Source organism: Providencia rettgeri, from assembly GCF_023205015.1.
Classification (GTDB): Bacteria; Pseudomonadota; Gammaproteobacteria; order Enterobacterales; family Enterobacteriaceae; genus Providencia; species Providencia rettgeri_E.
The window spans coordinates 1,920,604-1,945,033 of record NZ_CP096258.1 but is presented as its reverse complement, the minus strand read 5'-3'; the positions used below and the strand labels follow the sequence as shown (position 1 = coordinate 1,945,033).

At 41.6% G+C, this 24,430-nt stretch carries 20 protein-coding genes; 9 read left to right on the top strand and 11 right to left on the bottom strand.

Going from position 1 to position 24,430, the window contains the following annotated elements; translation table 11 throughout:
• Positions 1-73: 73 nt before the first annotated feature.
• From M0M83_RS08900 to M0M83_RS21780, 4 genes are read right to left on the bottom strand one after another with little or no spacing between them, the layout of a single operon-like run.
• On the bottom strand, positions 74-1,426 hold the full coding sequence (locus M0M83_RS08900) for a hypothetical protein (RefSeq protein ID WP_248468288.1): 1,353 nt from the start codon (positions 1,424-1,426) through the stop codon (positions 74-76).
• Positions 1,423-7,731 carry a protein kinase domain-containing protein gene (locus M0M83_RS08895; RefSeq protein ID WP_248468286.1) on the bottom strand — a complete coding sequence of 2,103 codons (6,309 nt, stop codon included), beginning with the start codon at positions 7,729-7,731 and terminating at the stop codon, positions 1,423-1,425. Before M0M83_RS08895 ends, M0M83_RS08900 begins: the two co-directional genes overlap by 4 nt.
• A gap of 16 nt (positions 7,732-7,747) precedes the next feature.
• The gene (locus tag M0M83_RS08890; RefSeq protein WP_248468284.1) at positions 7,748-8,377 is read right to left on the bottom strand and encodes a 4Fe-4S single cluster domain-containing protein; all 630 of its coding nucleotides are present in this window, start codon (positions 8,375-8,377) and stop codon (positions 7,748-7,750) included.
• A 4-nt stretch (positions 8,378-8,381) separates the two neighbouring features.
• On the bottom strand, positions 8,382-10,220 hold the full coding sequence (locus tag M0M83_RS21780; protein WP_248468282.1) for an AAA family ATPase: 1,839 nt from the start codon (positions 10,218-10,220) through the stop codon (positions 8,382-8,384).
• Between the two features lie 256 nt (positions 10,221-10,476).
• Between M0M83_RS21780 and M0M83_RS08880 the strand changes: the two genes are divergently transcribed.
• A complete protein-coding gene (locus M0M83_RS08880) occupies positions 10,477-11,346 on the top strand; it encodes a fructosamine kinase family protein (protein WP_248468280.1) in 870 nt (289 codons plus the stop codon).
• A gap of 411 nt (positions 11,347-11,757) precedes the next feature.
• Here M0M83_RS08880 and M0M83_RS08875 read toward each other — a convergent pair whose 3' ends face one another.
• Positions 11,758-12,297, bottom strand: a complete 540-nt coding sequence (locus M0M83_RS08875) for a YniB family protein (RefSeq protein WP_102139224.1) — start codon at positions 12,295-12,297, stop codon at positions 11,758-11,760.
• Between the two features lie 294 nt (positions 12,298-12,591).
• Between M0M83_RS08875 and hxpB the strand changes: the two genes are divergently transcribed.
• The 4 genes from hxpB to M0M83_RS08855 all read left to right on the top strand — a co-directional run bounded on the left by hxpB (position 12,592) and on the right by M0M83_RS08855 (position 16,236).
• Complete coding sequence (hxpB, locus tag M0M83_RS08870) at positions 12,592-13,257, top strand: hexitol phosphatase HxpB (RefSeq protein ID WP_004263628.1); 666 nt, start codon at positions 12,592-12,594, stop codon at positions 13,255-13,257.
• Positions 13,258-13,449: 192 nt separating this feature from the next.
• Positions 13,450-14,025, top strand: coding sequence for a metal-dependent hydrolase (locus M0M83_RS08865; RefSeq protein WP_125890928.1), 576 nt, complete (start codon positions 13,450-13,452; stop codon positions 14,023-14,025).
• Between the two features lie 181 nt (positions 14,026-14,206).
• The gene (locus M0M83_RS08860; RefSeq protein WP_125890927.1) at positions 14,207-15,598 is read left to right on the top strand and encodes an L-cystine transporter; all 1,392 of its coding nucleotides are present in this window, start codon (positions 14,207-14,209) and stop codon (positions 15,596-15,598) included.
• Positions 15,599-15,846: 248 nt separating this feature from the next.
• On the top strand, positions 15,847-16,236 hold the full coding sequence (locus tag M0M83_RS08855; RefSeq protein WP_102139226.1) for a YkgJ family cysteine cluster protein: 390 nt from the start codon (positions 15,847-15,849) through the stop codon (positions 16,234-16,236).
• Between the two features lie 93 nt (positions 16,237-16,329).
• On the opposite strand, the gene M0M83_RS08850 is transcribed toward M0M83_RS08855, so the two are convergent.
• Complete coding sequence (locus M0M83_RS08850; RefSeq protein WP_248468278.1) at positions 16,330-17,334, bottom strand: luciferase-like monooxygenase; 1,005 nt, start codon at positions 17,332-17,334, stop codon at positions 16,330-16,332.
• Between the two features lie 178 nt (positions 17,335-17,512).
• Here M0M83_RS08850 and M0M83_RS08845 point away from each other — a divergent pair, with 178 nt between their 5' ends.
• Positions 17,513-17,911, top strand: a complete 399-nt coding sequence (locus M0M83_RS08845) for a hypothetical protein (protein WP_248468276.1) — start codon at positions 17,513-17,515, stop codon at positions 17,909-17,911.
• Between the two features lie 299 nt (positions 17,912-18,210).
• Positions 18,211-18,399 carry a YegP family protein gene (locus tag M0M83_RS08840; RefSeq protein ID WP_004263611.1) on the top strand — a complete coding sequence of 63 codons (189 nt, stop codon included), beginning with the start codon at positions 18,211-18,213 and terminating at the stop codon, positions 18,397-18,399.
• Between the two features lie 176 nt (positions 18,400-18,575).
• Here M0M83_RS08840 and M0M83_RS08835 read toward each other — a convergent pair whose 3' ends face one another.
• Positions 18,576-18,893 carry an AzlD domain-containing protein gene (locus M0M83_RS08835; protein ID WP_410480058.1) on the bottom strand — a complete coding sequence of 106 codons (318 nt, stop codon included), beginning with the start codon at positions 18,891-18,893 and terminating at the stop codon, positions 18,576-18,578.
• Positions 18,894-18,896: 3 nt separating this feature from the next.
• Positions 18,897-19,562: an AzlC family ABC transporter permease gene (locus M0M83_RS08830; protein ID WP_248468275.1), complete on the bottom strand. Its 666-nt coding sequence runs from the start codon at positions 19,560-19,562 to the stop codon at positions 18,897-18,899.
• An 81-nt stretch (positions 19,563-19,643) separates the two neighbouring features.
• Here M0M83_RS08830 and M0M83_RS08825 point away from each other — a divergent pair, with 81 nt between their 5' ends.
• Together M0M83_RS08825 and M0M83_RS08820 are read left to right on the top strand one after the other, a co-directional pair.
• A complete protein-coding gene (locus M0M83_RS08825) occupies positions 19,644-20,204 on the top strand; it encodes a helix-turn-helix domain-containing protein (RefSeq protein ID WP_144140111.1) in 561 nt (186 codons plus the stop codon).
• Between the two features lie 67 nt (positions 20,205-20,271).
• Complete coding sequence (locus M0M83_RS08820; protein ID WP_125890922.1) at positions 20,272-20,445, top strand: DUF2526 family protein; 174 nt, start codon at positions 20,272-20,274, stop codon at positions 20,443-20,445.
• 130 nt (positions 20,446-20,575) lie between these two features.
• Here the strand turns inward: M0M83_RS08820 and M0M83_RS08815 are convergent, their stop codons facing one another.
• Genes M0M83_RS08815 through M0M83_RS08805 form a run of 3 tightly spaced genes read right to left on the bottom strand, consistent with a single transcriptional unit; the run spans position 20,576 to position 24,278 of the window.
• Positions 20,576-21,760: an amidohydrolase gene (locus M0M83_RS08815; protein WP_125890921.1), complete on the bottom strand. Its 1,185-nt coding sequence runs from the start codon at positions 21,758-21,760 to the stop codon at positions 20,576-20,578.
• A gap of 52 nt (positions 21,761-21,812) precedes the next feature.
• On the bottom strand, positions 21,813-23,048 hold the full coding sequence (locus M0M83_RS08810) for a Zn-dependent hydrolase (protein WP_213913282.1): 1,236 nt from the start codon (positions 23,046-23,048) through the stop codon (positions 21,813-21,815).
• Between the two features lie 6 nt (positions 23,049-23,054).
• The gene (locus M0M83_RS08805) at positions 23,055-24,278 is read right to left on the bottom strand and encodes a hypothetical protein (protein ID WP_125890919.1); all 1,224 of its coding nucleotides are present in this window, start codon (positions 24,276-24,278) and stop codon (positions 23,055-23,057) included.
• Between the last annotated feature and the right edge of the window lie 152 nt (positions 24,279-24,430).

Below are 24,430 nucleotides of genomic sequence, written 5' to 3'. Positions count from 1 at the left end.
TCGCGCCTAACGAATTCAGCTTTTTTATTTTAAATAATTTCCTAATATGCGACTAAAGCTTTTTTAGCCATATTTACTTACTGCGTGTTTTGGGTTGGTTTATAGCAATATTGCGACGTTGCTCTTCAGATTGAGTTTCATACACTTTCATTTCGCCACTTCCAGCTGGTAGCGCCTGTTCAACAACAAGTTCCGCATCTGTTTGAGCAATAATATCTTGTAATTGTTGGTGCTGATTGCACCAAATTGCATCAACATCCAAGTCTCGTGAATTATCTCGCCCTGCAGAAAAAGCCACTGTACGCGCTTGAAAACGCGCTTGTTTCCCGCCTAATTCAAGCCCATATCCCGGCGTGGCAGGATGTGTGACAACCACTTTGCCATCCTCCAGCCATGCTTTAACATCCGTATCTTGAACTTGATAACCGAGTTTCCCTAACCCATCTAAGACCGTTTTCCTTTGTGCAGCAGCAACAACTTGTTGCTCGGCTACACTCACTGCGCTGCCTAGCTTATCGATCCATGTGGTTAACGCTTCTATCGAGCTTGATTGTATACTCGCTAGCGCATTCGAAATCATGACTTCATTTTCGTCACTCGCAAAAATAGCCAATTCATCACAAAGCTGTTCAATTTTATCGATAAGTTCGACGCGTTGCTGGCTTAACTTTAATTGCTCCGCCAATGTCATGATCAATGAATCGGCACGTAAATGGCGCTGTGTGCCTTCTTTAAGCTCCCGAAGCTCAACCAGTTGTTGCTCAGCACGTTGAGCATCATCAATTGAGGTCATCAATTTCAGTTTTTCAATCATCAATAGGATCTGTTCACATTGCTTAGCAAACGGCGTTTGAGGTAAGCCTGATTGCCAGAATTGTTTTACGCCTTCAGATTGTGCTTTTAGTTGATTCAATAATGCCACAGCTGTTGGCGTTAATGCTGCTGATTGCGGACTCAATAAAGCGAGTGCTTTAAAAATCAGTTTATTCGATTGATTTTCATCCTGTTCACTTGCCGAAACTAATTGTGCAAGTAGTTCGACTTCATTTGGCAGTTTTTCACGAACCAATGTGATTAACTCAGCCAAATTATGTTCTCTGTGTTTTTTTGTCCGGGCTAATAACGCTTGTTTTTCAAGTTGTTGCTCACGAACTTCCTGTACTTCGTTATTCAGTGTCCCAGTAAACTCAACCAATTGGTTATTCAATAAGCTTAAATTGCGTGATGACAATGTGGCAAGCTGAGCAGCATTTTCCATTAGCTGCTGATAAGCTTGTGTGATTTGTGCAATACGCGGCTGATGATATTGGCTATTGTTTGCCAATATTTGCCACTGTTTAAATCGACGTTTAGCTACCACAAGCTGACGCCGGCACTGAATTTCATTCATTTCCCTAACAGTTATACGATGAACCGATGAACTCATAACGCACCTTCTTGCGGGTCTAAGCTCTCTATTTGAGAGGAGGTTGAGGTTAATAAAGCCTGAGAAATGGCGCCATGCAGCCGTTGCTGTGCCAAATCACGATTTTGATACCACTCGATAAGAGAAACTCGATAACGCGCGGGTACCACTCGCGTCAAAACAGCGCTACGCCACAGTTCCCTAGAACGGGCTGTTTTCAATAATGGATGTGATGGTATGTCGCATTCAATACCGATGAGCAAACGACCACTGGTTTGCTCCTCAACAACACCATCAAAATGGAATACCCCATTTTGGCTTGCGGTAGTTACCTGCCAGCCACTTTGTCGAATAAAATCCATGACCGAATCGACAAACGCATTTTTCGGGAGCGTTTCGCTATCAACTGCAGACCGCGTATGGCACATGCGGTGGAGAAGTTTTTCGTTTTCTTTTTGCATTAATGGGTTACATGCATTTAATGCATAAGCCAGATAGCCTTGTAAATAATCCCGTGGGATTTCTGGTTTGCGGTAAGTGGCTAATAAATCAGAAATTTCATCTATTGGCATCGATGACATAATCACGACTTGCTGACGAGCACGAGTAATAGCAACATTTAAACGCCGTTCTCCACCGGTTTGCCCTAATACCCCGAAGTTACGTCTGAATGTCCCCTGTGTATTGCGACCAAATGTGGTAGAAAATAAAATCACATCTCGTTCATCACCTTGCACATTTTCCACATTTTTCACAAAAAATGACATATCTTCGTCATTATGAGTGCGTTTGGTTTCCTTCGCATAGGCTTGAAGAAAGTCTTCATCCTGTGCTGCACGTAATTGAATTATTTGGTTAATTAATGTAGCTTGCTTTTGGTTAAATGTAACTACCCCCACCGAAGGGCGTTGCTCGAAAGGCCGCTGCCACATTGAGGCCAAATGTTCTACGATGACGATAGCTTCCGCTTCATTGCTTTGGTTAACATAAGTACCATTAACTGGAATAAGCTGTAATGGCTTAATTTCACTGACCATTTTGGCTGAAAAGTGCGCTGGAATATTGAGCCTATTTTCATAAAAGGCGAAATTGGAGAAATTGATTAGTTCTCGGTAGGCAGAACGGTAATGAATATCCAGCGTATGAATAGGTAATACGGTTCGCGCTAAATGCAATAAATCAGGACAATCACTGATTTGCCGATAATCCCATTGCTCTCCCGCCAATTCTTGTTGGTCATCCTCTTCGTCATCAATATCCTCTTCAATTAGCTTTCCTGTGAAAAATTTTGAAGGCGGCATTTGCTTTTCATCGCCACTAACAATAGCCTGCTTAGCTCTAAATAAGGTCGATAATGCAAATTCAATTGGCATCTGTGAGGCTTCGTCATAGATAACACTGTCAAACATAGCGCTTTCAAGTGGAAGTACTTGGCTCGCCACATCGGGTGTCATCAGCCAAACGGGGCGTAGTTGCATTAATCCAATCTCTCGACCTTCTTGTATAAACTCCCTCAAACGTCGAGCTCTTGGCCCTGCTAAACGAGTAATTTCTTCCCATTCACGACGGCTTCCTAACATTTTGATATCTATATTCGCCGTCAATGCCAATTTATTGAATTGTTGTAATTGTCTTTGGGCATTCTCTAATTCGGCTAGATCCGACATCAGCTGGTCGTGGTTGGTGCTTAATGCAGGCAATGTTGCCACTAACTGCGCTTTAGTGAACAGACAGAAGTAATAGTTAACAGTTTGGACTAATTGTTCTCGCCATTGCGTTGTGAAATTGTCATTGGCAATAAGCGACTGAATTGCCGGTTTTAATAGCCCAAGGAGTCCCCAATGCTGCGGCGAAAAGTGTTGAGTATCCGACCTAAATGTTTGGTAACGTAATAAATTTTCTTTTTGTTCCTCGATTTTCACCAGTTCAGCGGTATATGACTCGCCGTTTACTATGGCCATTTTAAACCGTTCAACTGTTTCTGATGAAAATACGCTACCTAGCTCACTCAGCTGGTTTAAGCTTTCCGTTCCTGCGCGTAATTTTGCTATGGCCGCCCTGACTTCATAGCATTGATGAGTAAATCCTGTTTTTTGTTGCTGAATAATCGCGTCTATAAAATGCACTGGTTCAGGGTACTGAGCGAGAAGCTCAGCCATATCCGCGACTTGTTTTAGTTGCATGACTAGCGGTTGCAATGTACTACGCCATTGGTGACCCAACTGAAGTTCAAGACCAAGCTGTTGATATAGCGGCTGTAATTCCTGTGCAAGCAAACGCCATTGTTGCTCAGCGGCGATGGTGTTATGCACTGACGTCTGTTTTTCAGTCGTAGATGCTAAGCCGCTGCTTGCCATAAATGACTTTAATTGGTTTTGCCGACGGTAGTAATACGGGTTCAAGAAACGCAACCATGACCCTTGTATTGTTTCCATCAATGCCCGAGATAATTGGGCAAGATGCTGATTATCAACCTCCCTAAGTACAGGGAATAATAACGGGTCTGTATTCTCTTCACTAATCGATAATAAACGCTCATACAACTGCTGAAGTTGGCGAATAATGGAATTTCCCGCTTCACCACTAAAGAGTGGTAACCAACGGGAGAGTGCCTGCCATTGTTCAGTCGTTAGTTGGTTAAATTGTGTTTCATACTGTGTTAACCATTGCTCATGAGTCGATAATTGAGTCAACGTAATTTGCTGATATTCTGTTTGGTAGGCTTCATCACGCTGCTTTTCCGTCTCAATCAATGTAGTAATAGATTGATTAAACAATAAATATTGAGGATCGCCTGCCGTAAACTGCGCTAAGGCGTTTAGTGCATTATTTTCATAATCCAATTGCCACCATGTATATGTATGTAACTTCAAGTCATCCGTTAGTTGCTCAATCGTATGACTATCAAGTTGTGCTAATAATGGCTTAATTTTCTGTTCATCAATATCAAAATGAGGAAGCTTTTCAAGTTCAATCAATTGGATTAATACTTGTTTATAAGATACTTGAAACTTTTCGTCGATATTATTCAGCGAGTGAAAATAACTGTCTAATTTTCGTTCAAAAAGTTGAACGCGATTAACAAGATGAGTTCTTTCTCCTAGCCAATCACGCTCACTGAGCTGGCTTTTTCCTTGTTCCCAAAGTTGCTCAATTTGCTCCCTCACTGCCAAAATAGTGTCACGCCCTCTTTGACTTTGGCTGATATATAGCGCTCTATCTCCTAATCCATTCGCAATCAAACGCTTATAGACTACCTCTAGTGCCGCAGGTTTTTGACATACCACTAAAACGGTTTGCTGACGTCCTATTGCATCCGCAATCAAACTCACGATGGTTTGACTTTTCCCTGTTCCTGGCGGCCCTTCAATCAATAGTCCCGTATTCCCTTGAGCAGCTTGAACTACTTGTTCTTGTGATGGATCGGCCAATGACAACGCATACTGGTTAAGTAAATTATCTGACTGTATTCCATTTATGTTGTCGAGCGGCGTGACTTTTAGCATTGTCGCTAAGGCTGTTTGAGAAATCGGTTGCCCAGCAATTTGCTGTAAATCGCTACTCATCGCCTGGCCAATAAACGAGGTATGGAAGAGTACCGCTGAACAACAGATTTGTGCACTATTCTCTGCAATTGGAGCAGTGATCGACGGTAGTGGCGTCAGTTCCGTACCTTGTATCGGCAATAAAGACGAAAGTGTTTCCATCATATCTTCAATGGTTAAACCCGCTTTAGATAATAAATTATCTAATACTGTTTGCCATTCAGTCACTGAAGGTATACCCGCAAAGCTTGCTAGTGCTGGATTTAAGCGTATTGCCCCCCGTTCCTGATCAAAACTAAGCTGAATGGGGCTATTTTGAGCTAAAGAAGTACGCAACGAAACCGGCCATAAAAACAAAGGCGCTATTCGTGGCTTAATTTGGTTCGGCTGTGTGTGCAATAATAAGAATGGGAAACCAAGATACATGCCATCAATACCTGTATCCCGTTGATATAACTGCGTATCTGAGTGTAGGATCCGTAACCGGTTATTAACACCTTGATGTTGTAATAGCAAATCACTATCAATGGTAACCGCACTTTTTTTACGATTCAATAAATGTTCGAGTAGCATATTCGCACGGCGAACCGGGCTATCGCATTCCATTAAATCGACTCGTCCAGTATTTTGCGTTAAACGCATGCGCACTAGGTTTCCACGTTGTGTCACTGACGTGAGCTTTTGTGTAAAAAACCTTAGAACTTCAAGAACATATTTTTGTGACTCGGGGACTTGCCAATGTTCGAATGGAATAGCGAGCAAAACGAGTATTTTTTCTAACGGCAAGCGACGCGTTAATAAAAAGTTATCCACCCAACTATCGAGTTCAGGAAGCCCAATACGTTTAAAATCACTGACTCGGAGGTTAATGAGCTGGTATAGCTCCCCTCTTGGTAACAAAAGTTGGTTTTTGGCTATTGCTTTATCAAAACTGTGGATATCATTTTGTTCCGCTAATTCAAAGGCTTGCTCGACTAACGTGCTCAAAGCAATAAACTGCCCAAGATCGGCACTTAGCAATAAAATATAATCAATTTCTTGTCGATTTTGTCTATCTAATAAGGCTTGTAGGCTTTCGTTATGAGAGTCAGGAAACTGGCTATGCAGCAATTCCCAACGCGCAGCGAGCTGGCTAATTGACGTGATCAACAAATACAGTTTCAGGCTTTCTTCATTGAGTAATATATTCAATTGTTCAGCGCGTTGGCGTACTAAACATTGGCGATGGTAGAGCTGTACGAGCCAATGTTGTGGATCAATATACTGAATGTGTTGATTTAATGGCTCGCTAATGAGTGCATAGGCAAGAGCGGGTTGTTCTAATAACCATGCAGGCGTAATAATTTCACCACGATAAATAAATGGCATATTCGGGTTGAGGATTTTTAAGGCTAGAGTGAGCTTAATATCTTGATTTATTTCACTCTGCTCAGACTCATCTAGCGATTTTTCACTGTCTAAAAAGCCCTGAAGTTGCTTGAGCTGCTCCTGACTATTATCAAATTTTGCGAGCCATGATGTTAACTCCCCGCGTAACAAAAATTGGACTGCATCATCCCAATGCGCTTGTTCACCTGCAGCCATGGCAAAAGTATCTGGCTGAGAAAATTGCTGACCTGCAAACTGGACTTGATGGTATTGAGCTGACGAGCCTGCTATCGCGGTTTGTGGGGCTTGGACGGCTTTCCCCTCCAACCACGCGGACACCTGCGGCCATTGCCAACGTAAAAAACGATCCCGACACAGTAATCCACGTAATAATAGTTGTAAGTTGGGATCTAAATCATCAGGTAAATCAACACCATTGGTCATGACTCGGATTAAAAATGCATTATCATGAATTTGGGCGAAACACTGCCCTCGGGTTAGTTGCTCTAATAGAATAACCCCGAGACTCCACCAGTCTGATGCAGCACTCACACCACCAGCTAAAGTTTCTGGTGCGCTATAACGGGAAATATCCAAAGGTGTTACGATATCAAGGTCAAATTCAGACAAACTCGCAGAGCCATATTCAATAACCACGATATCTAAAGGCTCACGGCTGCGGATCAATAAATTAGCGGGACACAGATTACGATGGCGCAAACCATGCTCGGTAAATGCCGCTATCGCTTGCCCCATTTCCTCAACTAATTTTGGAATTTCATGAGGTTGCCAAAAATCCCCTTGCTGAATAAATTGGTTGAGTGAGCCACCTTCCAGTAATTCTGTCACATGCCAAGCACGGTTTTCCCAGCGACCCGTTTCATAAAACTCAGGCACGTGGTCTGTTGGGATCAGTTGAAGTACTTGGTAAATAGTGGGATCAGGTTCTTCACCTTTTTGATATAAGGTTAGTACGCCACTTTTTTCACTTTCAATATGTGTAACTAAGTAACGTTCCCTTGGACTATCAGTTTGGTTAATACGTCGCTCAAGTCGCCAATTGCCTATCCGTGTTTGAGATGGTTCCTCAGTATTTCTAAGTTCGACAGCGGCATCTTCCCCACATTCGAGGCAGATGAAATCCCCCTCGCCCATTGGATGCCCGTTCACACAAACTCTTTGCTCAATAATTTGGTTATTCTGATTGTTTTCATCGATATGGAGTTGTGGACGCTCAACCGAGCTATTGGGTACATCAATAGGACGCCAACCAGACTCATGAATGGGTTCAAGGGTTAAATCCCAACCACAAAGCTGATTATCTCCTTGCGGTGTTTTAATTTGCCCAGCACAAAAAATCTCAGTTAACGGTCGCTCTGTTTGGCAGTGAGGGCAAAAACGTATCATGGTCATCCATTCATCCAATTAGTTATTTTTTTAGTTGTTGCAAAGACTGGTCTTGCTGTTCAATCAGAGTACGCAGGCGCAACATATCGTCACGTTCAGGAACACCAGCCAAAAATAGCCGCCCAGTTTCGTCAAACGCTAAATCCAACACTTTATCCTCGGGTGTCGTCGCACGCTGATATGCTATAAACCGCGTCCTACCTAATGGCGTCAGCATATGTAATTGTTGATTATCACTACCTTTAAGCATTTGGGTTTGCGGAAGCGCCACTTTGAAGGGCTCACTGATCAACGCATCAATATAGGGAGCCATTTGTGAAACACTCTCTTCGATGTGTTCCCATTGATAACCGCTATAAACCAAAATATCCGCATCCGTTCGCTGTTTAATTCCACTGACTAATGCAGATAAGGCTTCCGGCTGCTCAAACGGCTCTCCCCCTGAAATCGTGATGCCATCCGCCAATGGTAGCCACTCAGTGATCTGTTCCAGTAATTGTTCTACCGTGATGTTATTGTCTTTCACTTGCCATGTATCAGGAGAAAGGCAGCCTTTACAGCGTAATGAGCAGCCTTGAAACCAGATACCAATACGTTTTCCGGGGCCTAAAGCCATAATTGGAAAATGAATTCGTGAAATACTAATATTCATCACATCAATTACCCATCGCAGCTAAAGTGATTTGGGTGGTTTCACCTGTGGTAATTTCGACGATTTGATAGGCCGAATTAGGTTGTAAATCTTGGTCAAAAATAGCACGAGATAACGGGTTAATTAGGTAGCTTTCCAATTGGTTGCGTATTCCTCGCCCCCCATTCGATAAATCGGCTAAACAATGCTGTTTTAGCGTTTCTTTTGCTTGTGGGGAAATGGTGATCGTCAGCGATTGTTTTTCCAAACCAGAAAGAATATTGTCCACCATTTGCTCAAATATTTGTTGTGCCACATCGGGGCGAATAAAATCAAAAACAATAATATTTTCCCCAATTCGATTGAGTAACTCAGGCCTATTTAGTACTAATTTAAAATGACGTTCGATCTCACTTTTCACATTGCGTGTCACCGTTTCAAAAGGCTCACTGGGTTGCACATTCGCTACTCTCTCACCATTCGCATCTAAACGATAAATACCGAGATTTGACGTGAAAATAATTAAAGATTCCGAGAAATAGACACGATCTCCACGGCCTGATGTCAACACGCCATCATCAATAATTTGTAGAAATTTATCCATTAAATGCGGATGCGCTTTTTCTATCTCATCAAACAGCACCACGCTAAATGGCTTCTCACGAATGGCATTCGTCAATTCACCACCAGAGTCATACCCGACATAACCAGGAGGAGCACCAATTAAGCGTTGGTCTGCATGTTCAGCGCTAAATTCAGACATATCAAAACGGATGTAGGCACTTTCATCACCAAATAGCAATTGAGTCACTGTTTTCGCCAGTTCTGTTTTTCCTACCCCCGTTGGCCCCGCTAAAAATAAAACGCCCCGAGGTCGGCCTCCTTTATGCCCCCCCACTCCCGTCATGGCACGTTTAATGATATCCAATAAATGGGTGACGGCATGTTGTTGGCCTTTAACTCGGCGAGAAATTATCTGTGGCGCGTCATGTATTTTCTGTTTATCGATTTTTTTCCACGGATCTTCCGTTATTCCCACTTTATAACGTCTTACTGCATCACTAATTCGCGTCACAGGGACATTTTCAATCCGCGCTAGCTGCACTATCGCCGTTAAGTCCAGTAATAAGAGTCCTTCTGTCTCATCAATAAAGTCATTAAATAAGCTGTCTTTATCTGCCTGCTCTATGCCATTAATATCAGTCAAAGAAGCTAGCAGCATCGGCGTGAGCACCCGACGAATTTGGTTATCAGGCTTCGCCACAGGAATGACTCTTATTCGAGGGTTATTGACTAAAAACCAATCCGGCAAGTCAGTCTCTTTCTCCACAATCCAAAAAATAGAATTGTAAAACGGTTGGTTATTTTCCCCTGCTGGTCGCGTTTTAGCTTGATGAGAAACCATCAGAGCCCGAGTAAATAAGCTGTGCTCAGCTGGAGTTAGGTTATCGCGATGGGAAATCAAGCAAGAGGCGAAATCAATACATAATGCAATTGGCTGCTGCTTGTAGTTAATAAATTTTTCCAGCAAATGATTTAGCATATCAATACCACCAGCGGCTTTATCATCAGCCATATGCAAACCTAAGTTTTGCATCAATGTGGCACTCGCTTGCGGATTTTCTTTGGGGTTTGCCACGCATTGGAAGCCAATAAGTGGCGTGTAGGTAATCACATAGGCATATCCTGCCTGAAATAAGTGATTAAAGAGTGCTTGATTAAATGGCAGCGGTGTCACTATAGTGGGTGCAATTTCGCTGGCTTGTAGGTCTCGAACATTACCAAATAGAACAAACTGGCTTTTCAGCGGAATGAATCGCAGTAAGTCTCTTAACCAGCGCGGTTTTTGAAAATCCGTGTTCATAGCACTCCTTAAGTATGAAAGTATTTTTTGCAGTTTACCTGAAATCGCTCGCAAATGGCGTCAAGATCTTGAGCTCAAGCTAAATTATCTGAACATTCTCATTTGGCTGAACATAGGCTAGATTAATATTTATTCACCTAATAATTGTTCTATAATTTCGTGATAGCTTCTTCTTTTTAAACAATTATCACTGTTAATTCCTAAACTGTCGCTATAGTATTATATTAATGAAGACCAAAGCAGAGCGAGGTGAGTCATGTGGCAAGCAATGTGTCGTTTATTAAGTGAACACTTAGGAGAGGCGGAGCTACGTAACAAAGTCATTCTGTCTGGTGGTGATATTCACCATACGTTAAGAATTGACTATGGCGAACACACCGTGTTTATTAAACAAAACCGGCGTGAGTTTTTGCCTTTATTTAAACAAGAGGCTGAACAACTTGAAATGCTCGCTAAAAGCCAAACAATAACCGTTCCTAAGGTTTACGGCGTTGGCAGCAATAAGCACCACAGTTTTCTTCTGCTCGAATATTTCCCTCTCAAACCTTTCGATAACACTAATGCATGGCATTTTGGTCAACAATTAGCGCGTTTACATCAATGGGAAGAACAGCCTAGTTATGGGTTTGATTTTGATACTATGCTAAGCACAATTGTACAACCTAATGGCTGGGAAAAGCGTTGGAATTCATTTTTTGCAGAAAAGCGTATTGGCTTACAATTACAACTCGCCTCTGAAAAAGGGACGGTATTTGCTGATATTCAGCAAATTGTCGATATTGTTAAGGACAAACTTGCTGGGCATCAACCACAGCCCTCTTTATTACATGGTGATTTATGGCCGGCTAACTGTGCTATCACTCAAAATCTTGAAGGGGTGCTGTATGACCCCGCATGTTATTGGGGTGATAGGGAGTGTGATATTGCGATGTTGCCATTATATCAAGATCTTCCGATCCAAATTATTGATGGCTACCAAAGTGTTTGGCCACTGCCCAATGGTTTTTTAAATAGACAACCAATATACCAACTTTACTATTTACTTAACCAAGCCCATATCTTTGGTAACGAACAAAGCTACCAGCAAGCACGCACGATTATTGATAACCTACTGAGTGAAAAATAAATTTTTTAGCGTTATGTATAACGAATAATTAATTTTCTAAATAATTCGAGCTGTGGCAAGGCGGCAATCGAGGATAATTTGGGGAGCATACACAAGTATGTGACCCAAATAGCCGAAAGAAGCCAACACCCTCATAGTATGGCGTACGACAAATAATGAATTTTCTAAATAATTCGAGCTGTGGCAAGGCGGCAATTGAGGATAGTTTGGGGAGCATACACAAATATGTGACCCAAATAGCCGAAAGAAGCCAACACCCTCATAGTATGGCGTACGACAAATAATGAATTTTCTAAATAATTCGAGCTGTGGCAAGGCGGCAAGTGAGGATAGTTTGGGGAGCATACACAAGTATGTGACCCAAATAGCCGAAAGAAGCCAACACAGCTACAGTTCGAAGTATGACGAAAATTACCAATTAAGGAAGCGCAAAAGAAAATACAACCCTACCCCCAATACAATTGGCCAAAAATAAAGAAGAAAAAATTGAGTGAAAATTGTGTGTCGTGGAATAGTCACCTTAGCTTCAAGCTCTTCTTTCGAGATATCTACGCCTTTTGCTTTTTCTATGATCACGTGGTCTTCTAAACTTTCACGAATAAACTTAATTTGTCGGTACATGCGCAAACCTGATGCACTTAGCGCCAGCCCAACAAAAATAAAAATAAAGATGATGATAAAACTGATATTGCTACCGGAAAACCCATTAGCGACTTGAGGTACTGGTGAATTATTCCAAAAGAAATTTAGGAATGGTGTAGTTTGACGGGTCATTTCCGCCATTAATTTAATAAAATCATTAGCGACCGCATTGACCCCTTCACCTGCGAGCCCCTTCATGCCAGCCAATTTAATTAAAGACACCAATGTCGAAATTAATGCTAACAGAAAAACAACCCAACCCAGAATACGTTTGCCGACTGCGACATAATTGGCATTATGGTAATTCATTACTGCTTTTCCTCAGCGTTATTATTTTTAATAAGTTTTTACAATGATTTCTCAAGGCTAATCATAGCTGAAAATATTCATTGCCTCCAAATTTCAATTCATAATTGATAACAATGTTTAGACTTTCAGACTAATCAAAATAGTGTGGTTATCTTTTATCATGATATTTCTACTTCATGCAGTCCGAATATTCTTTAATATTGTTTTAATACTAACCCAAGTAATACGCTTGAGGTCAGTTTACTGATATCATTGCTCCTTCGCTAATAGATACGACATGAATGGAGTTTTGACATGTACCATAATCTTCCCATCCAATCAGTCATTTTTGATATGGATGGTTTACTGATCGACTCGGAACCTTTTTGGGCACAGGCTGAACTTGAGATTTTTTCACAATTGGGTGTCGACGTTTCAATTGCAGATACCCTGCCTGATACTTTAGGTTTACGTATTGACCATGTGGTGGAGCTTTGGTACCACGCCTCCCCTTGGCAAGGATGCAGCCAAGAAGAAGCCACACAACGTATCATTGACCGTGTTGTTGGCTTAGTTGAAGAAACTCGCCCTATTCTACCCGGAGTGCAGCATGCCATGGAACTTTGCCGTTCAATGGATTTAAAAATTGCGCTGGCTTCCGCCTCTCCTTTGTATATGTTGGAAAAAGTATTAAACCTTCTGGATATTCGTGACTATTTCTCTGCGGTTATTTCTGCGTCTGATTTACCTTTGAGTAAACCTCATCCTGAAGTTTATCTTAAAGCCGCAGCTGAGTTATCGACTAAACCCGTCAATTGCGTTTCATTAGAAGATTCATTTAACGGTATGATTTCTGCAAAGGCCGCCAGAATGCGTTCAATTGTAGTACCTGATAGCAAACATTTTAATGACCCGCGCTTTGGTTTAGCGGATATCAAATTGGCCTCACTGAATGACTTAAAAGCTGAACATTTACGTTAAAAATACTTTGTGTGCTTAATAAGTGTTCTCCCCTATCTAACTTAGGTAGGGGAATTATGTAAAATTATAAAATTCTTCCCTTATCTGCTAATAAATAAGAGTTTTTTTACCTTTCTACTACTATCATATTCTTTTCAAACACTTTATACTGCCAATCAACTGTATAGATAAACAGATGGTATTTTATCCACCATGACAGCTGAAGGGCATCTGCTTTTTTCCGTCGCCTCTTTGATAATGGCTCATAAACTTCAAATCACCCCAGAGATTGCTCATGGTGATTGGCTGCACATGGTTCCAGGCGTCTTATTAGGCGCATTATTGCCCGATATTGACCACCCTTCTTCAATTCCTGGACGACTACTGCGAATTTTTTCATTACCCATTTCCAAGTTGTGTGGGCACCGAGGGTTTACTCATAGCCTAGTTGCATGGTTTCTCTTGATGATTTCTTGTTATCAATGGCTACCTGCTGAATGGGCAATCCCAAATGATATTATTCAAGCCTTTTTATTGGGCTATATCAGTCATCTCGTCGCCGATATGCTCACTCCTTCTGGAGTACCATTACTATGGCCACTCCCCCAGCGTTTTTGTTTTCCCATGATCCGCGGTAAAAATAGCCAACGTGGAGAACGCTTTGTTGCCATTGTTTTGACTGTTTGTGCCTGCCTGTTACCTGCAGGTTATCAATTCGATTTTTATAGTCATATTGATGTGATTATAAAATATATTCATAATCAAATAGATATATATCTCCCCACATAAATTATAGTTTTGTAATATAATGTAAGTATGAATAATACTATCTTATTACTTTTTGGTATAAGAAATGTGTTTTATCAGCTGATAACATATAACCAGTTGTTTGAAGCAACTAAATCCTTATAACCAATAAGGACTAAAGGGCAAGTAACATACCTTATAAAAATATGATTTGGAGTTCGGAATGAATATTCCTTTAATTATTAATGTGCTCGGTTTTGTAGCACTACTAATACTGTTAGCAAAACTAGGGGCTAAAGGCTGGAGCCTATCTAAGAAAGTGTTAGTTGGCCTGGTTTTCGGTGTTGCCTATGGGGTAGTACTGCACCTCGTATATGGCAGTGGCCACCAAACGGTAAAAGACTCCATTCTGTGGTTTAATATTGTCGGAAATGGTTATGTGCAGCTATTACAAATGGTGATTATGCCATTGGTGTTTGCTTCAATACTAAGTGCAGTGGCAAGGCTACATAAAGCGTCTTCGCTGGGTAAAATAAGCTTTTTAACAATTGGCACCTTGTTATTTACCACTGCTATTGCAGCGTTAGTAGGTATTTTAATTGCCAATGTATTCGGTTTAACTGCAGAAGGCTTAGTTCAAGGTCAATCCGAAACAGCACGTTTATCTGCAATAGAAAGCAACTATATTGGGAAAGTTTCCGACTTAACCGTACCTCAACTAATTTTATCGTTTATTCCCAAAAATCCATTTGCGGATTTAACGGGTGCAAACCCAACATCAATTATTAGTGTCGTTATTTTTGCCGCCTTCCTGGGTGTTGCCGCACTACAATTGTTTAAAGACGATAAAGAACGTGGTGAAAAAGCCTTAGCAGCGATTGATGTTATGCAGGCTTGGGCAATGAAATTAGTTCGTTTAGTCATGCGTTTAACGCCGTATGGTGTGATGGCGCTGATGATTAAAGTCGTAGCAAGTTCAAACTTACATGACATCATCAACCTAGGAACTTTTGTTATTGCGTCCTATGTTGCGTTAGGCATTATGTTTGTTGTACATGGCATTTTAGTTGCGACAACAGGCTTGAACCCGATTAAGTTCTTTAAAAAAGCAGGCCCTGTTTTAACCTTTGCATTCACTAGCCGTTCAAGTGCTGCAAGTATTCCACTGAATATTGAAACACAAACACGTCGTTTTGGTATCCCTGAATCGATTGCTAGTTTCTCTGCATCCTTTGGTGCAACAATTGGGCAAAATGGTTGTGCGGGTATCTATCCTGCAATGTTAGCCGTGATGGTCGCACCAACAATGGGCATTAACCCATTCGACCCACTCTGGATAGCAACACTCGTTGGTATCGTTACTATCAGTTCAGCGGGTGTTGCCGGTGTCGGTGGCGGTGCAACTTTTGCAGCGTTAATTGTACTTCCAGCGATGGGTTTACCTGTCACATTAGTTGCCCTATTGATTTCAGTTGAACCGTTAATTGATATGGGCCGTACTGCATTGAATGTCAGTGGTTCAATGACAGCAGGGACAGTGACCAGCCAGTTGATGGGTGAAACAGATAAAGCAATATTCAATCAAAATGATGATGCAGATTTAAAACATGTTTAATAATTAAACTGTTATCTATATCAGAAAACCTGCTTCGGCAGGTTTTTTTATCGTTGCTATAACTATTTTGATTTTATTTACCTTGGATAATATCAAAAAACCCAGTTTTTTGTGCTGAGTTCTATTGCAATAAGCTGGGATTACATAAGATAATAAAATTTGAGCAACGTTTTCTTGAGCTTCCTGCTTGTGTTGCGTCCCCCCATTTCCTATGGGGATTTATCAACAATCATTTATGGTTTTTTAATATGACTAATAATGTCCATATCCTAAAAACTGATCCTTCAGATAACCCTTGTGTCAGCTGCGGTGCGTGTTGTGCCTATTTTCGCGTCTCTTTTTATTGGGCTGAAGCTGAAAGTGGAGGCGGTATTGTGCCCCAACATTTAACCGAGCAGGTCACCCCCTTTATGAGTTGTATGCAGGGGACTAATCAAAAACAAAATACTCGCTGTAAGGCCTTAGAAGGCACTATTGGTGAGTGTGTCTCTTGTTCGATTTATGCACAAAGACCCACACCGTGTCGTGAGTTCGAACAATCTTGGCAGGATGGTATTTACAATGAGGCCTGCGATAGAGCACGTGCTGCTCATGGTTTACCCCCTTTAGAGCCTCATCAACCACAAATAGCTTGCTAGCCGTCAATGACCCAGATTTTTCTGGGTTATCATTTTTTAAACCCAGCCTGAAAATGCGTCCTTGCATTGGTGTTAAGCATTCCACTATATACATTACATAATTTCGTTCATGACCTGCATTGCCAACTCAAAAGAGTGTAAACGAGCTTGATGATCAAAAATTTGGCCATTGACCATAATTTCATCGGCTTGAGTTTGTCGCAATATCGTTTCTAGCCCATGGCGTACTTTAGTTTTATCCCCTACCAATGACATACCTAGTGCTTGTTGAACACCAAATTCCTCGGCAGGCGACCAGATATTTTCCATACTCTCGACTGGTGCAGGCAATTGAGAAGGCTGGCCACGACGTAACATGACAAACGCTTGCTGCACCGAGGTAAATAAAAACTCCGCTTCACGTTGAGTGTCCGCGGCAATGATGTTGATGCACACCATCGCATACGGCTTAGAGAGTCTCTGCGATGGCTGGAAATTAGCACGATAAACATCCAGCGCCTGCAACAATAAATCAGGGGCAAAATGGGAAGCAAAGGCAAATGGCAGTCCCATTTGCGCGGCTAGCCTTGCACTGTATAAGCTTGAACCCAATAACCAAACGGGGATTTTTTCACCAAATCCCGGAACGGGACGCACGACTGGATCTGGGTTAGTTGCATCAAACCAATTGACAATTTGAGCCACATCTTGAGGAAAATTATCGATATCCGTATTCATATGGCGGCGTAACGCTTGCATCGTTCGTTGATCACTTCCTGGTGCACGTCCTATGCCTAAATCGATACGCTCAGGGTAAAGTGTATTTAATGTGCCAAATTGCTCTGCAATCACCAACGGTGAATGGTTCGGCAACATCACGCCACCAGAACCGAGTCGTAGTGATTGCGTATTCGCGGCAAGGTAGCCAATCAATACCGACGTAGCGGCGCTGGCGATCCCCGTCATATTGTGGTGTTCCGCTAACCAATAGCGGTGATAACCCAGTTTTTCTGCGAGTTGGGCGATGTCAAGGGAATGAGCAAAGGCCTCTTTCGCTGTGGAACCCTCAATAATTGGCGCAAGATCGAGTAAAGAAAGGGGAATTTTTTTATCTGACATACACACTCACTTTGTAAGAGTTTTACGAACCTAACTTATCATCCTAGACGATCCTCCTTGATGTCTCCAGCACTGAAATTTGCATTAGCACAAGTGGTCTAAAAATGTAAATTATCGTCTACTAACCCACTGTTTTATAAAAATTATGGAACAAGCTTGAATAAAAAGTGCAGTAATTATGGAGCTTCCGTCAGGGGAGGTAAAAGCGATTGCGGGGCAAAATGAATTGGTGAATGATTTACTCATCAACAATACAGAGGAAATTGAAATGAAAAAATTAAATACCAGTTTATTAGCATTAGCATTATTAACCGTGGGTTTTACCGCGGCAGCAAATGGCGTTAACCAGAAAATGCCTCGTCAACACATGGGTAACCACCACAACATAATATATAGCGTTGCAGAACAAACGACGGCACCAAATGAAACTGCAAAAAAACTGGCCAATAATACCCCAAAAATTGAAGATGGCAAACGCTATATTGTCAAAGTTACCGTGATAGAAGTCCCTGAATTTAAAGCAATGAATACGATGCCAACACCGAAACCAATTAGCGCGCCAGCAGCAAATCAATAGTTAATATTAATGAATATTAATTAAGTTATCGGCAAAACCTTTTATATCGATAAGTACAACCAGATAGCTGTAGAGAGTAAAAACCGATATTTTAGTTAAATAATAAAGAGTTCTATATATCCTACGATTGCCTCTGTATCACAGGGGCTTTTTTTTAGAAAAAAGTTTATCTGAATTGAACCCTTTCCCCTAGTAATAACACCTAATAGCGACTAATCTTAATTCAAGCAGATTGTTAATAACTGCGACTTATTAACACTTTGTTTAACATCCTTTCAATAGAAAATCAGGAGCTTATCATGGGGTATTTTGAATTAAAAAAATCCACTAAAGACGTTGCTCAGCCTTACTATTTCGTTTTAAAAGCAGCAAATCACGAAGTGATTGCTAAAAGTGAAATGTATGCATCGAAGCAATCTGCGCTTAAAGGGATTGCCTCTGTCCAAAAAAATGGCTCTTCTGAAACAATAAAAGATCTAACTGAGTAAATTTCAGTGGCCCCACTCCTTTCAAGTCGGGGCTACTTTTTTTATCTGTTGGCTATTTTATCTGTTAGTTATAAAGCTTACATAAATCAGCACGATTCAAATTAGCGGCGGTTCAGTCCATTGTTCATAGTAACCTTTCTTCAGGTTAAATAGCTCTGATTAACCTCAAGTTAGTCTCAAATTAACCTAAGTAACGCAGTCACAATCGCAGCTGACAAGACAATGATAATAAATGGCTTTTTAAACCATGTCAGTATCCCTGCCACTAACACCCCTACAATTTTAGGCCAATCAGAAACTTCATCACCGGAAAATAACGTAGATGTGGCCGCAACCGAGAATAAAATAACAATAGCTGCTGCTGAAAATAATACTTTGCTATTCTCCGAAAGGACTACTCGACCGCGCAGCAAAGCCCCTGATGCTCGCATTAAATAAGTACCAACCGCCAGCAGTAAGATACCGCTAATAATTAACCATGGGTTATTTGTCATCATTTATTTCCTTATATAAATAACCAAGCTCAATAGCGCGAGTAATACAGGGATCCCTGCAGGCAATATCGGTGTAGTTGCAACCGCGATGACCGCACCAATTATTGCAGTTAACCTCAGGCGTTTATCTGAGAATGCAGGCAAGGAAAGCGCTAAAATAATCGCAGGAAACATCGCATCCATCCCATATATGTGTGTATCACTGATAAAGCTACCCAATACCTCACCTATTACGACACCTATTGGCCAACACAGTAAAATACCTATTCCACACAACCAAAAAGCCGCACGTTTTTCTGATTCAGTTTCTTGAGCTAAACCAAATACAACGCTCTCATCATTCATGATGTGAAAGCCCAGTAATGACTTTGCTCCCTTACCCGTTAAATCACTGGTTGCAAAACTAAAAGGAATATGTCGTGAATTCACTAATAACCCTGCAAGTGCAGCAGAAAGCGGGCTACCTCCTGCAAAAATAACACCGATAAACAAAAACTCAGACGCCCCTGCGAGCACCAAAATAGATAAAGTGAGTGGTACCCACCAGTCAAATCCTTGTGAAAGCGCCAATGCGCCATAAGAAATGCCGACAATTAAGTCAGCAAAACAGACAAGAGCTATGTTTTTCACTGTGCTATGATTTAATGTTGAGCTTATTGACGTTAGCATTCCTAGACTGTTCGATATATAATACATTCGTTCATTATGTCGACATGTAGTGTAAAGTGCAATCTAAATAGGAAATGAAAATTGAATCTACCTTCTCCTCCCATTGAGTTGATTTCGAAAGCCCTTGTTCGTGAAAGACAAAAAAGCGGGCTATCCCTATCAGAACTATCTCGCAAAGCAGGTATCGCTAAATCGACACTTTCTCAATTGGAATCGGGTAGTGGTAACCCAAGTATTGAAACCTTATGGGCACTTTGTGTGGCGTTAGATATTCCTTTCGCGCGATTAATTGAAGAGAAACAAGAAGCTGTCACGGTGATCCGCCATGGGGAGGCGATACCTGTTAGTGCTGAGCACGCAAATTATTTGGCCTTTTTGCTCTCATCAGCTCCCGCAGATTCGCGACGTGATATTTATACTGTGGTGGCCCAGCCCGGCCGCGATCGTATTTCAGAACCTCATATGCATGGCGTCAGCGAGCACATCATTATTATGTCCGGCAGAGCATTAGTCGGCCCACTGGATAACCCTGTTGAGTTACAGGTTGGCGACTATATTCACTACCCTGGGGATGAGCCGCATATAATGCGAGCCTTAGAACCGAATACGATGGCGGTTATGGTGATCGACAAACAGAATTAATCGCCTATCTAACCCAATAGATTTTGCGTTATGATAACTTTAATGAATATTAATTGGAGCCTGTGTGATGTCCTACTATGATGAAATTGTTGAAAAAGTAAATCGATTGATTGATGAAAACTCAGTTCATAATATGAATGAAATGCTAATGCAGCTATCCCATGATCCACAAATCAACCAAGAACAACGATTTGAACAACAACAACGTTTAAGAGACGCTATTTTTATTCATCATAATTAATAGCGGCTACACAACTCGCCGCTATTCGCGCTCTTAACTTATCTTAATAACCAAAATAAATCGGCAGTAGGGTTAGTGGTAATCCTGGTATTGGTAAAACAACTAACCCTAATAGCATTAACAGGCTCAATTAAAACTCCTGTTGCTGTAAATAGCTCCATGCATACTGAGCATGAAGCTCAGCACCTGTCGCCATCGTGTCTTCATCAATATTAAAGCAGCCATGATGATGTGCCCATTGAGTGTCCTTTTCGGCATTTCCTGTGCCTAGTAGAGCAAAGCATCCTGGGATATTTTCAATGTAGAAGCTGAAATCTTCACCGCCCGGTGTCGGTCTTTCATTAATCAGCGCTTGCTCACCAAAAGCTTGCGAAATCACGGATTGAGCCAGTAACGCGCTCCGCTCTTCATTGATAACTGGTAATGTCCCATAGATATAATCAACGTGTGCCGTCGCCCCATAAATAGCCGCCGTGTGTTCCGCATAACGACGGATAGCCGCTTCGATGCGGTTACGAGTTTCAATATCAAAACAACGTACCGTGCCATCTAACACCGCATTTTCAGCGATGACATTAAAGCGAGTCCCGACATCCATTTTACCTATCGTGACCACCGCTGAGTCTAAAGAAGACGTTTCTCGGGAAACTATCGCTTGTAAATTCATAACAAATGCAGACGCAACAACCGCAGCGTCAATGGTGGCCTCTGGCATTGAACCATGGCCACCCCGTCCTTTAAAAGTGACTTTCAGTAAGTCCGCGGATGCGAAAGACCCACCCACATTGCAAGACACTTTTCCAGATGGTGTGGTTGTCCAAATATGCATGCCAAAAACGTTATCGACATTTTCGATTGCACCTTGCTTGATCATAGCTAATGCGCCTTGAGCAATCTCTTCAGCAGGTTGGAAAATTAAACGTACATTACCCGCTAATTCTTCACGCACCTCATATAGCGCTTTGGCTGCGGTTAATAGCATTGCGGTGTGAGCATCATGGCCACAAGCATGCATTTTTCCTTCAATTGTTGATTTATATTCTAATGAATCATTTAACTCTAAAACGGGTAAAGCATCGATATCTGCACGTAGAGCAACCGTTTTACCTGGCTTACCGCCTTTAATTTCAGCAATGACACCTGTAGGCTCAGTTAATCGATACGCTATTCCAATTTTGTCTAATTCTTCAGCAATACGTTTTGTCGTGCGTATTTCTTCAAACGGTAGTTCAGGGTGAGCGTGTAGATCACGACGAAAAGCAATCATTTCAGGTGTGTGTTTTTTGATTGCGGCTGTAATTATTTTGTTGATCATTTTTCTACCTTTTACCCTATTACACAGCCAGATACTTTATCTAGCTAATTTATTAACATTCTATTAATGATTTAACAGTAGCAAACATCACATCTGCCCCGCGTGCAATTTGTGCATAATCCGTCCATTCATCAGGATGATGGCTTAACCCATTACGGCTTGGCACAAATATCAACCCTGTTTGAGTTATACCCGCAAAAATCATTGTGTCATGCCCTGCACCACTGACCATTGAACGAAAACGTAAGTTTTGGTCGCTGGCATGCTGTCGCATCAGTTGATGAATATCGCTATTGAGCTCCGTTGGCTGAACATATAACGGCTGAACAATATCGCTTGAAATAGCTAACGAATCACTTATTTGTTCTGTTAACTCAATTACTTGCTCAATTACTTTACGTAACGCGACATCATTTTTAGAACGGATATCGACGCTAAAGGTGACTTCGCTTGGGATAACATTCGCCCCATTCGGTAATACCGCTAAACGCCCCACTGTCGCAACGGTATTATCGCCCGCCGCTTTCGCGAGTTTAGGAATTTGGCTGATAATTTGGCTCGCACACACTAATGCATCGGCTCGCATATTCATTGGCGTAGTACCTGCATGGCCAGCTTTACCTGTCAGTTTAATTTCTAACTGACTGATACCAACGATGGTTTCTACGATCCCTACATCTTCATTGACCTGTTCTAATACTGGACCTTGTTCGATATGTAGCTCTAAAAATGCTTTAACCTTTTTAGGGTCAAGCACCGCTTGGGATGCATTGTCTGCATTGAACCCTGCATCAGCCATACGTTTCGCGGCACTCACGCCCTGACTATCTTTCAATTGGTATAATTCTTTTGTGCCTATCAGCCCTGTTATTACACTCGACGCCATCAAACCGCGGCCAAAACTGGTACCTTCTTCTTCAACTAATGCGATCACTTCTAAGGGATACTTTGGTGTTAAGTTTTGCTCGCGAATGCGCGCGACAACATCCAAACCCGTAACAATCCCCGCGGGGCCATCGAATGCCCCTCCATGAGGAACTGAGTCGAAATGAGAGCCCACAATAACCGCAGGTAAATCAGCTTGCAGGCCTTCTAAACGCCCATAGATATTGCCAATCGCATCTTCACGGACTTGCAAGCCTAGCGCAGCCATTTCTTGTTTGAGATAAGCACGAGCTTGTTTATCTTGTTCGCTGTAGCTCATCCGCGTAGTACCCTGACCCGGAGTTGCGGTGTATTCTGCCAACTGTTCTAAATGGCGCTGAATTCTTGAAGTACTTGTTTCCATTATTTTTTACCCTGCAATTGGAACAATATAAGCCACCATGATACCGGCTAGCACGACAGACACCATGGTCACAGAAATAAAGCCACCAACTAGCATCGGCCCTAACATATGGCTAGTTAATACCTGGCGTTCTTTTTCGTCTTTCGTTAATGCATTTATTGCTTCATTCGTAATAATGTAATCTGCTGGGAAACCATATAATGCCGTTAGCGCAACGGCAAACGCCATTTCTTTGGTAACACCTAATATTTTACCAACGACCCATGATGCAAGGTACATCCCAATAACCGCAGCACAAATTAACACCACCATCGGATAAACTAGGCGTAATAACATATCCGGGGTCGCATGGTTTAATGTATCAAAGATAAACAACATTAAAGCCATAATTGCGAACCCAAAGCCATTGGCTTTTTGTAGCGGCTGTCTTTCTAAGAAACCTAATGAAGAGGCAATAACACCAAATAATAAACACAATACAAATGGGCTAATACTCACATAAGGAGCAGCAAAGGACGACGCCAAATAAGCCAAATACCCTACCGCCGCTAAGCGCAAGAATTTAAAATAGCTGGTGTTATAGTGATTAGGAATTTTTTTAAACATACGTGGCATTTCATCTTCAGATACCACCGTTTTCACTTCAACCTCTTTGGCGCCATCAACTGATAAAGTTTCCTGCCATTGGCCACTTCGATATTTCTCTAGAACCCGGCGTCCTTCTTTTTTTAACATTATGGCTGTTAATGGATAGCCAGCAAATCCCTGCATAACGTAAATTAAGATTGCGAAAACCGAAAGGTCAACCAAACCTGCCTCAGCTGCACCTTTTGACATAATTAACGAAGAAACAATACCGCCAACTAGCGGAGGAACTGCAACTAATACCGTGTTTAAATCAAATAAGGCAACCCCAATAATAAAGGTTAAGAAAATGATACCTAAAATCCCAGCTAAGGAGATAAGAATGGTTTTCCATTGGCGCAACAATTCTTTTAGCGATAATAAGGTTCCCATATTTGTAATTAACAAATACATCAAGGTCACCGCAACTACTTGAGGAATACCGGCAATACTTACAATATCTTTCGGGAAAATAGTCCAATAACCTAAAAGAAAGAGCACTGCGCATACAAATACGGAGGGGATCCAAGCCTTAGTTCTAACGGCTATAGCATCCCCGATATATAATATTCCCACTATCAGAAACAGAGCTAACATCTGTGACATAACTTTTTCCCCGCACTTATCTTTTTTTATTAGATTATTTTTTGGTATTGAAAACTATTAATTTTAATTAGGATTAGATTATAAATTTTATTTGGCACAACAAAACACCAATGTAGAGAGTATTTCGCTGCAAACATACAAAATTGCAACAA

Excerpts from the sequence above, each read along its gene's own strand:
- M0M83_RS08900 (WP_248468288.1), bottom strand. The coding sequence starts at position 1,426 with ATGAGTTCATCGGTTCATCGTATAACTGTTAGGGAAATGAATGAAATT.
- M0M83_RS08895 (WP_248468286.1), bottom strand. The coding sequence starts at position 7,731 with ATGACCATGATACGTTTTTGCCCTCACTGCCAAACAGAGCGACCGTTA.
- M0M83_RS08890 (WP_248468284.1), bottom strand. The coding sequence starts at position 8,377 with ATGAATATTAGTATTTCACGAATTCATTTTCCAATTATGGCTTTAGGC.
- M0M83_RS21780 (WP_248468282.1), bottom strand. The coding sequence starts at position 10,220 with ATGAACACGGATTTTCAAAAACCGCGCTGGTTAAGAGACTTACTGCGA.
- M0M83_RS08880 (WP_248468280.1), top strand. The coding sequence starts at position 10,477 with ATGTGGCAAGCAATGTGTCGTTTATTAAGTGAACACTTAGGAGAGGCG.
- M0M83_RS08875 (WP_102139224.1), bottom strand. The coding sequence starts at position 12,297 with ATGAATTACCATAATGCCAATTATGTCGCAGTCGGCAAACGTATTCTG.
- hxpB (WP_004263628.1), top strand. The coding sequence starts at position 12,592 with ATGTACCATAATCTTCCCATCCAATCAGTCATTTTTGATATGGATGGT.
- M0M83_RS08865 (WP_125890928.1), top strand. The coding sequence starts at position 13,450 with ATGACAGCTGAAGGGCATCTGCTTTTTTCCGTCGCCTCTTTGATAATG.
- M0M83_RS08860 (WP_125890927.1), top strand. The coding sequence starts at position 14,207 with ATGAATATTCCTTTAATTATTAATGTGCTCGGTTTTGTAGCACTACTA.
- M0M83_RS08855 (WP_102139226.1), top strand. The coding sequence starts at position 15,847 with ATGACTAATAATGTCCATATCCTAAAAACTGATCCTTCAGATAACCCT.
- M0M83_RS08850 (WP_248468278.1), bottom strand. The coding sequence starts at position 17,334 with ATGTCAGATAAAAAAATTCCCCTTTCTTTACTCGATCTTGCGCCAATT.
- M0M83_RS08845 (WP_248468276.1), top strand. The coding sequence starts at position 17,513 with ATGGAGCTTCCGTCAGGGGAGGTAAAAGCGATTGCGGGGCAAAATGAA.
- M0M83_RS08840 (WP_004263611.1), top strand. The coding sequence starts at position 18,211 with ATGGGGTATTTTGAATTAAAAAAATCCACTAAAGACGTTGCTCAGCCT.
- M0M83_RS08835 (WP_410480058.1), bottom strand. The coding sequence starts at position 18,893 with ATGACAAATAACCCATGGTTAATTATTAGCGGTATCTTACTGCTGGCG.
- M0M83_RS08830 (WP_248468275.1), bottom strand. The coding sequence starts at position 19,562 with ATGCTAACGTCAATAAGCTCAACATTAAATCATAGCACAGTGAAAAAC.
- M0M83_RS08820 (WP_125890922.1), top strand. The coding sequence starts at position 20,272 with ATGTCCTACTATGATGAAATTGTTGAAAAAGTAAATCGATTGATTGAT.
- M0M83_RS08815 (WP_125890921.1), bottom strand. The coding sequence starts at position 21,760 with ATGATCAACAAAATAATTACAGCCGCAATCAAAAAACACACACCTGAA.
- M0M83_RS08810 (WP_213913282.1), bottom strand. The coding sequence starts at position 23,048 with ATGGAAACAAGTACTTCAAGAATTCAGCGCCATTTAGAACAGTTGGCA.
- M0M83_RS08805 (WP_125890919.1), bottom strand. The coding sequence starts at position 24,278 with ATGTCACAGATGTTAGCTCTGTTTCTGATAGTGGGAATATTATATATC.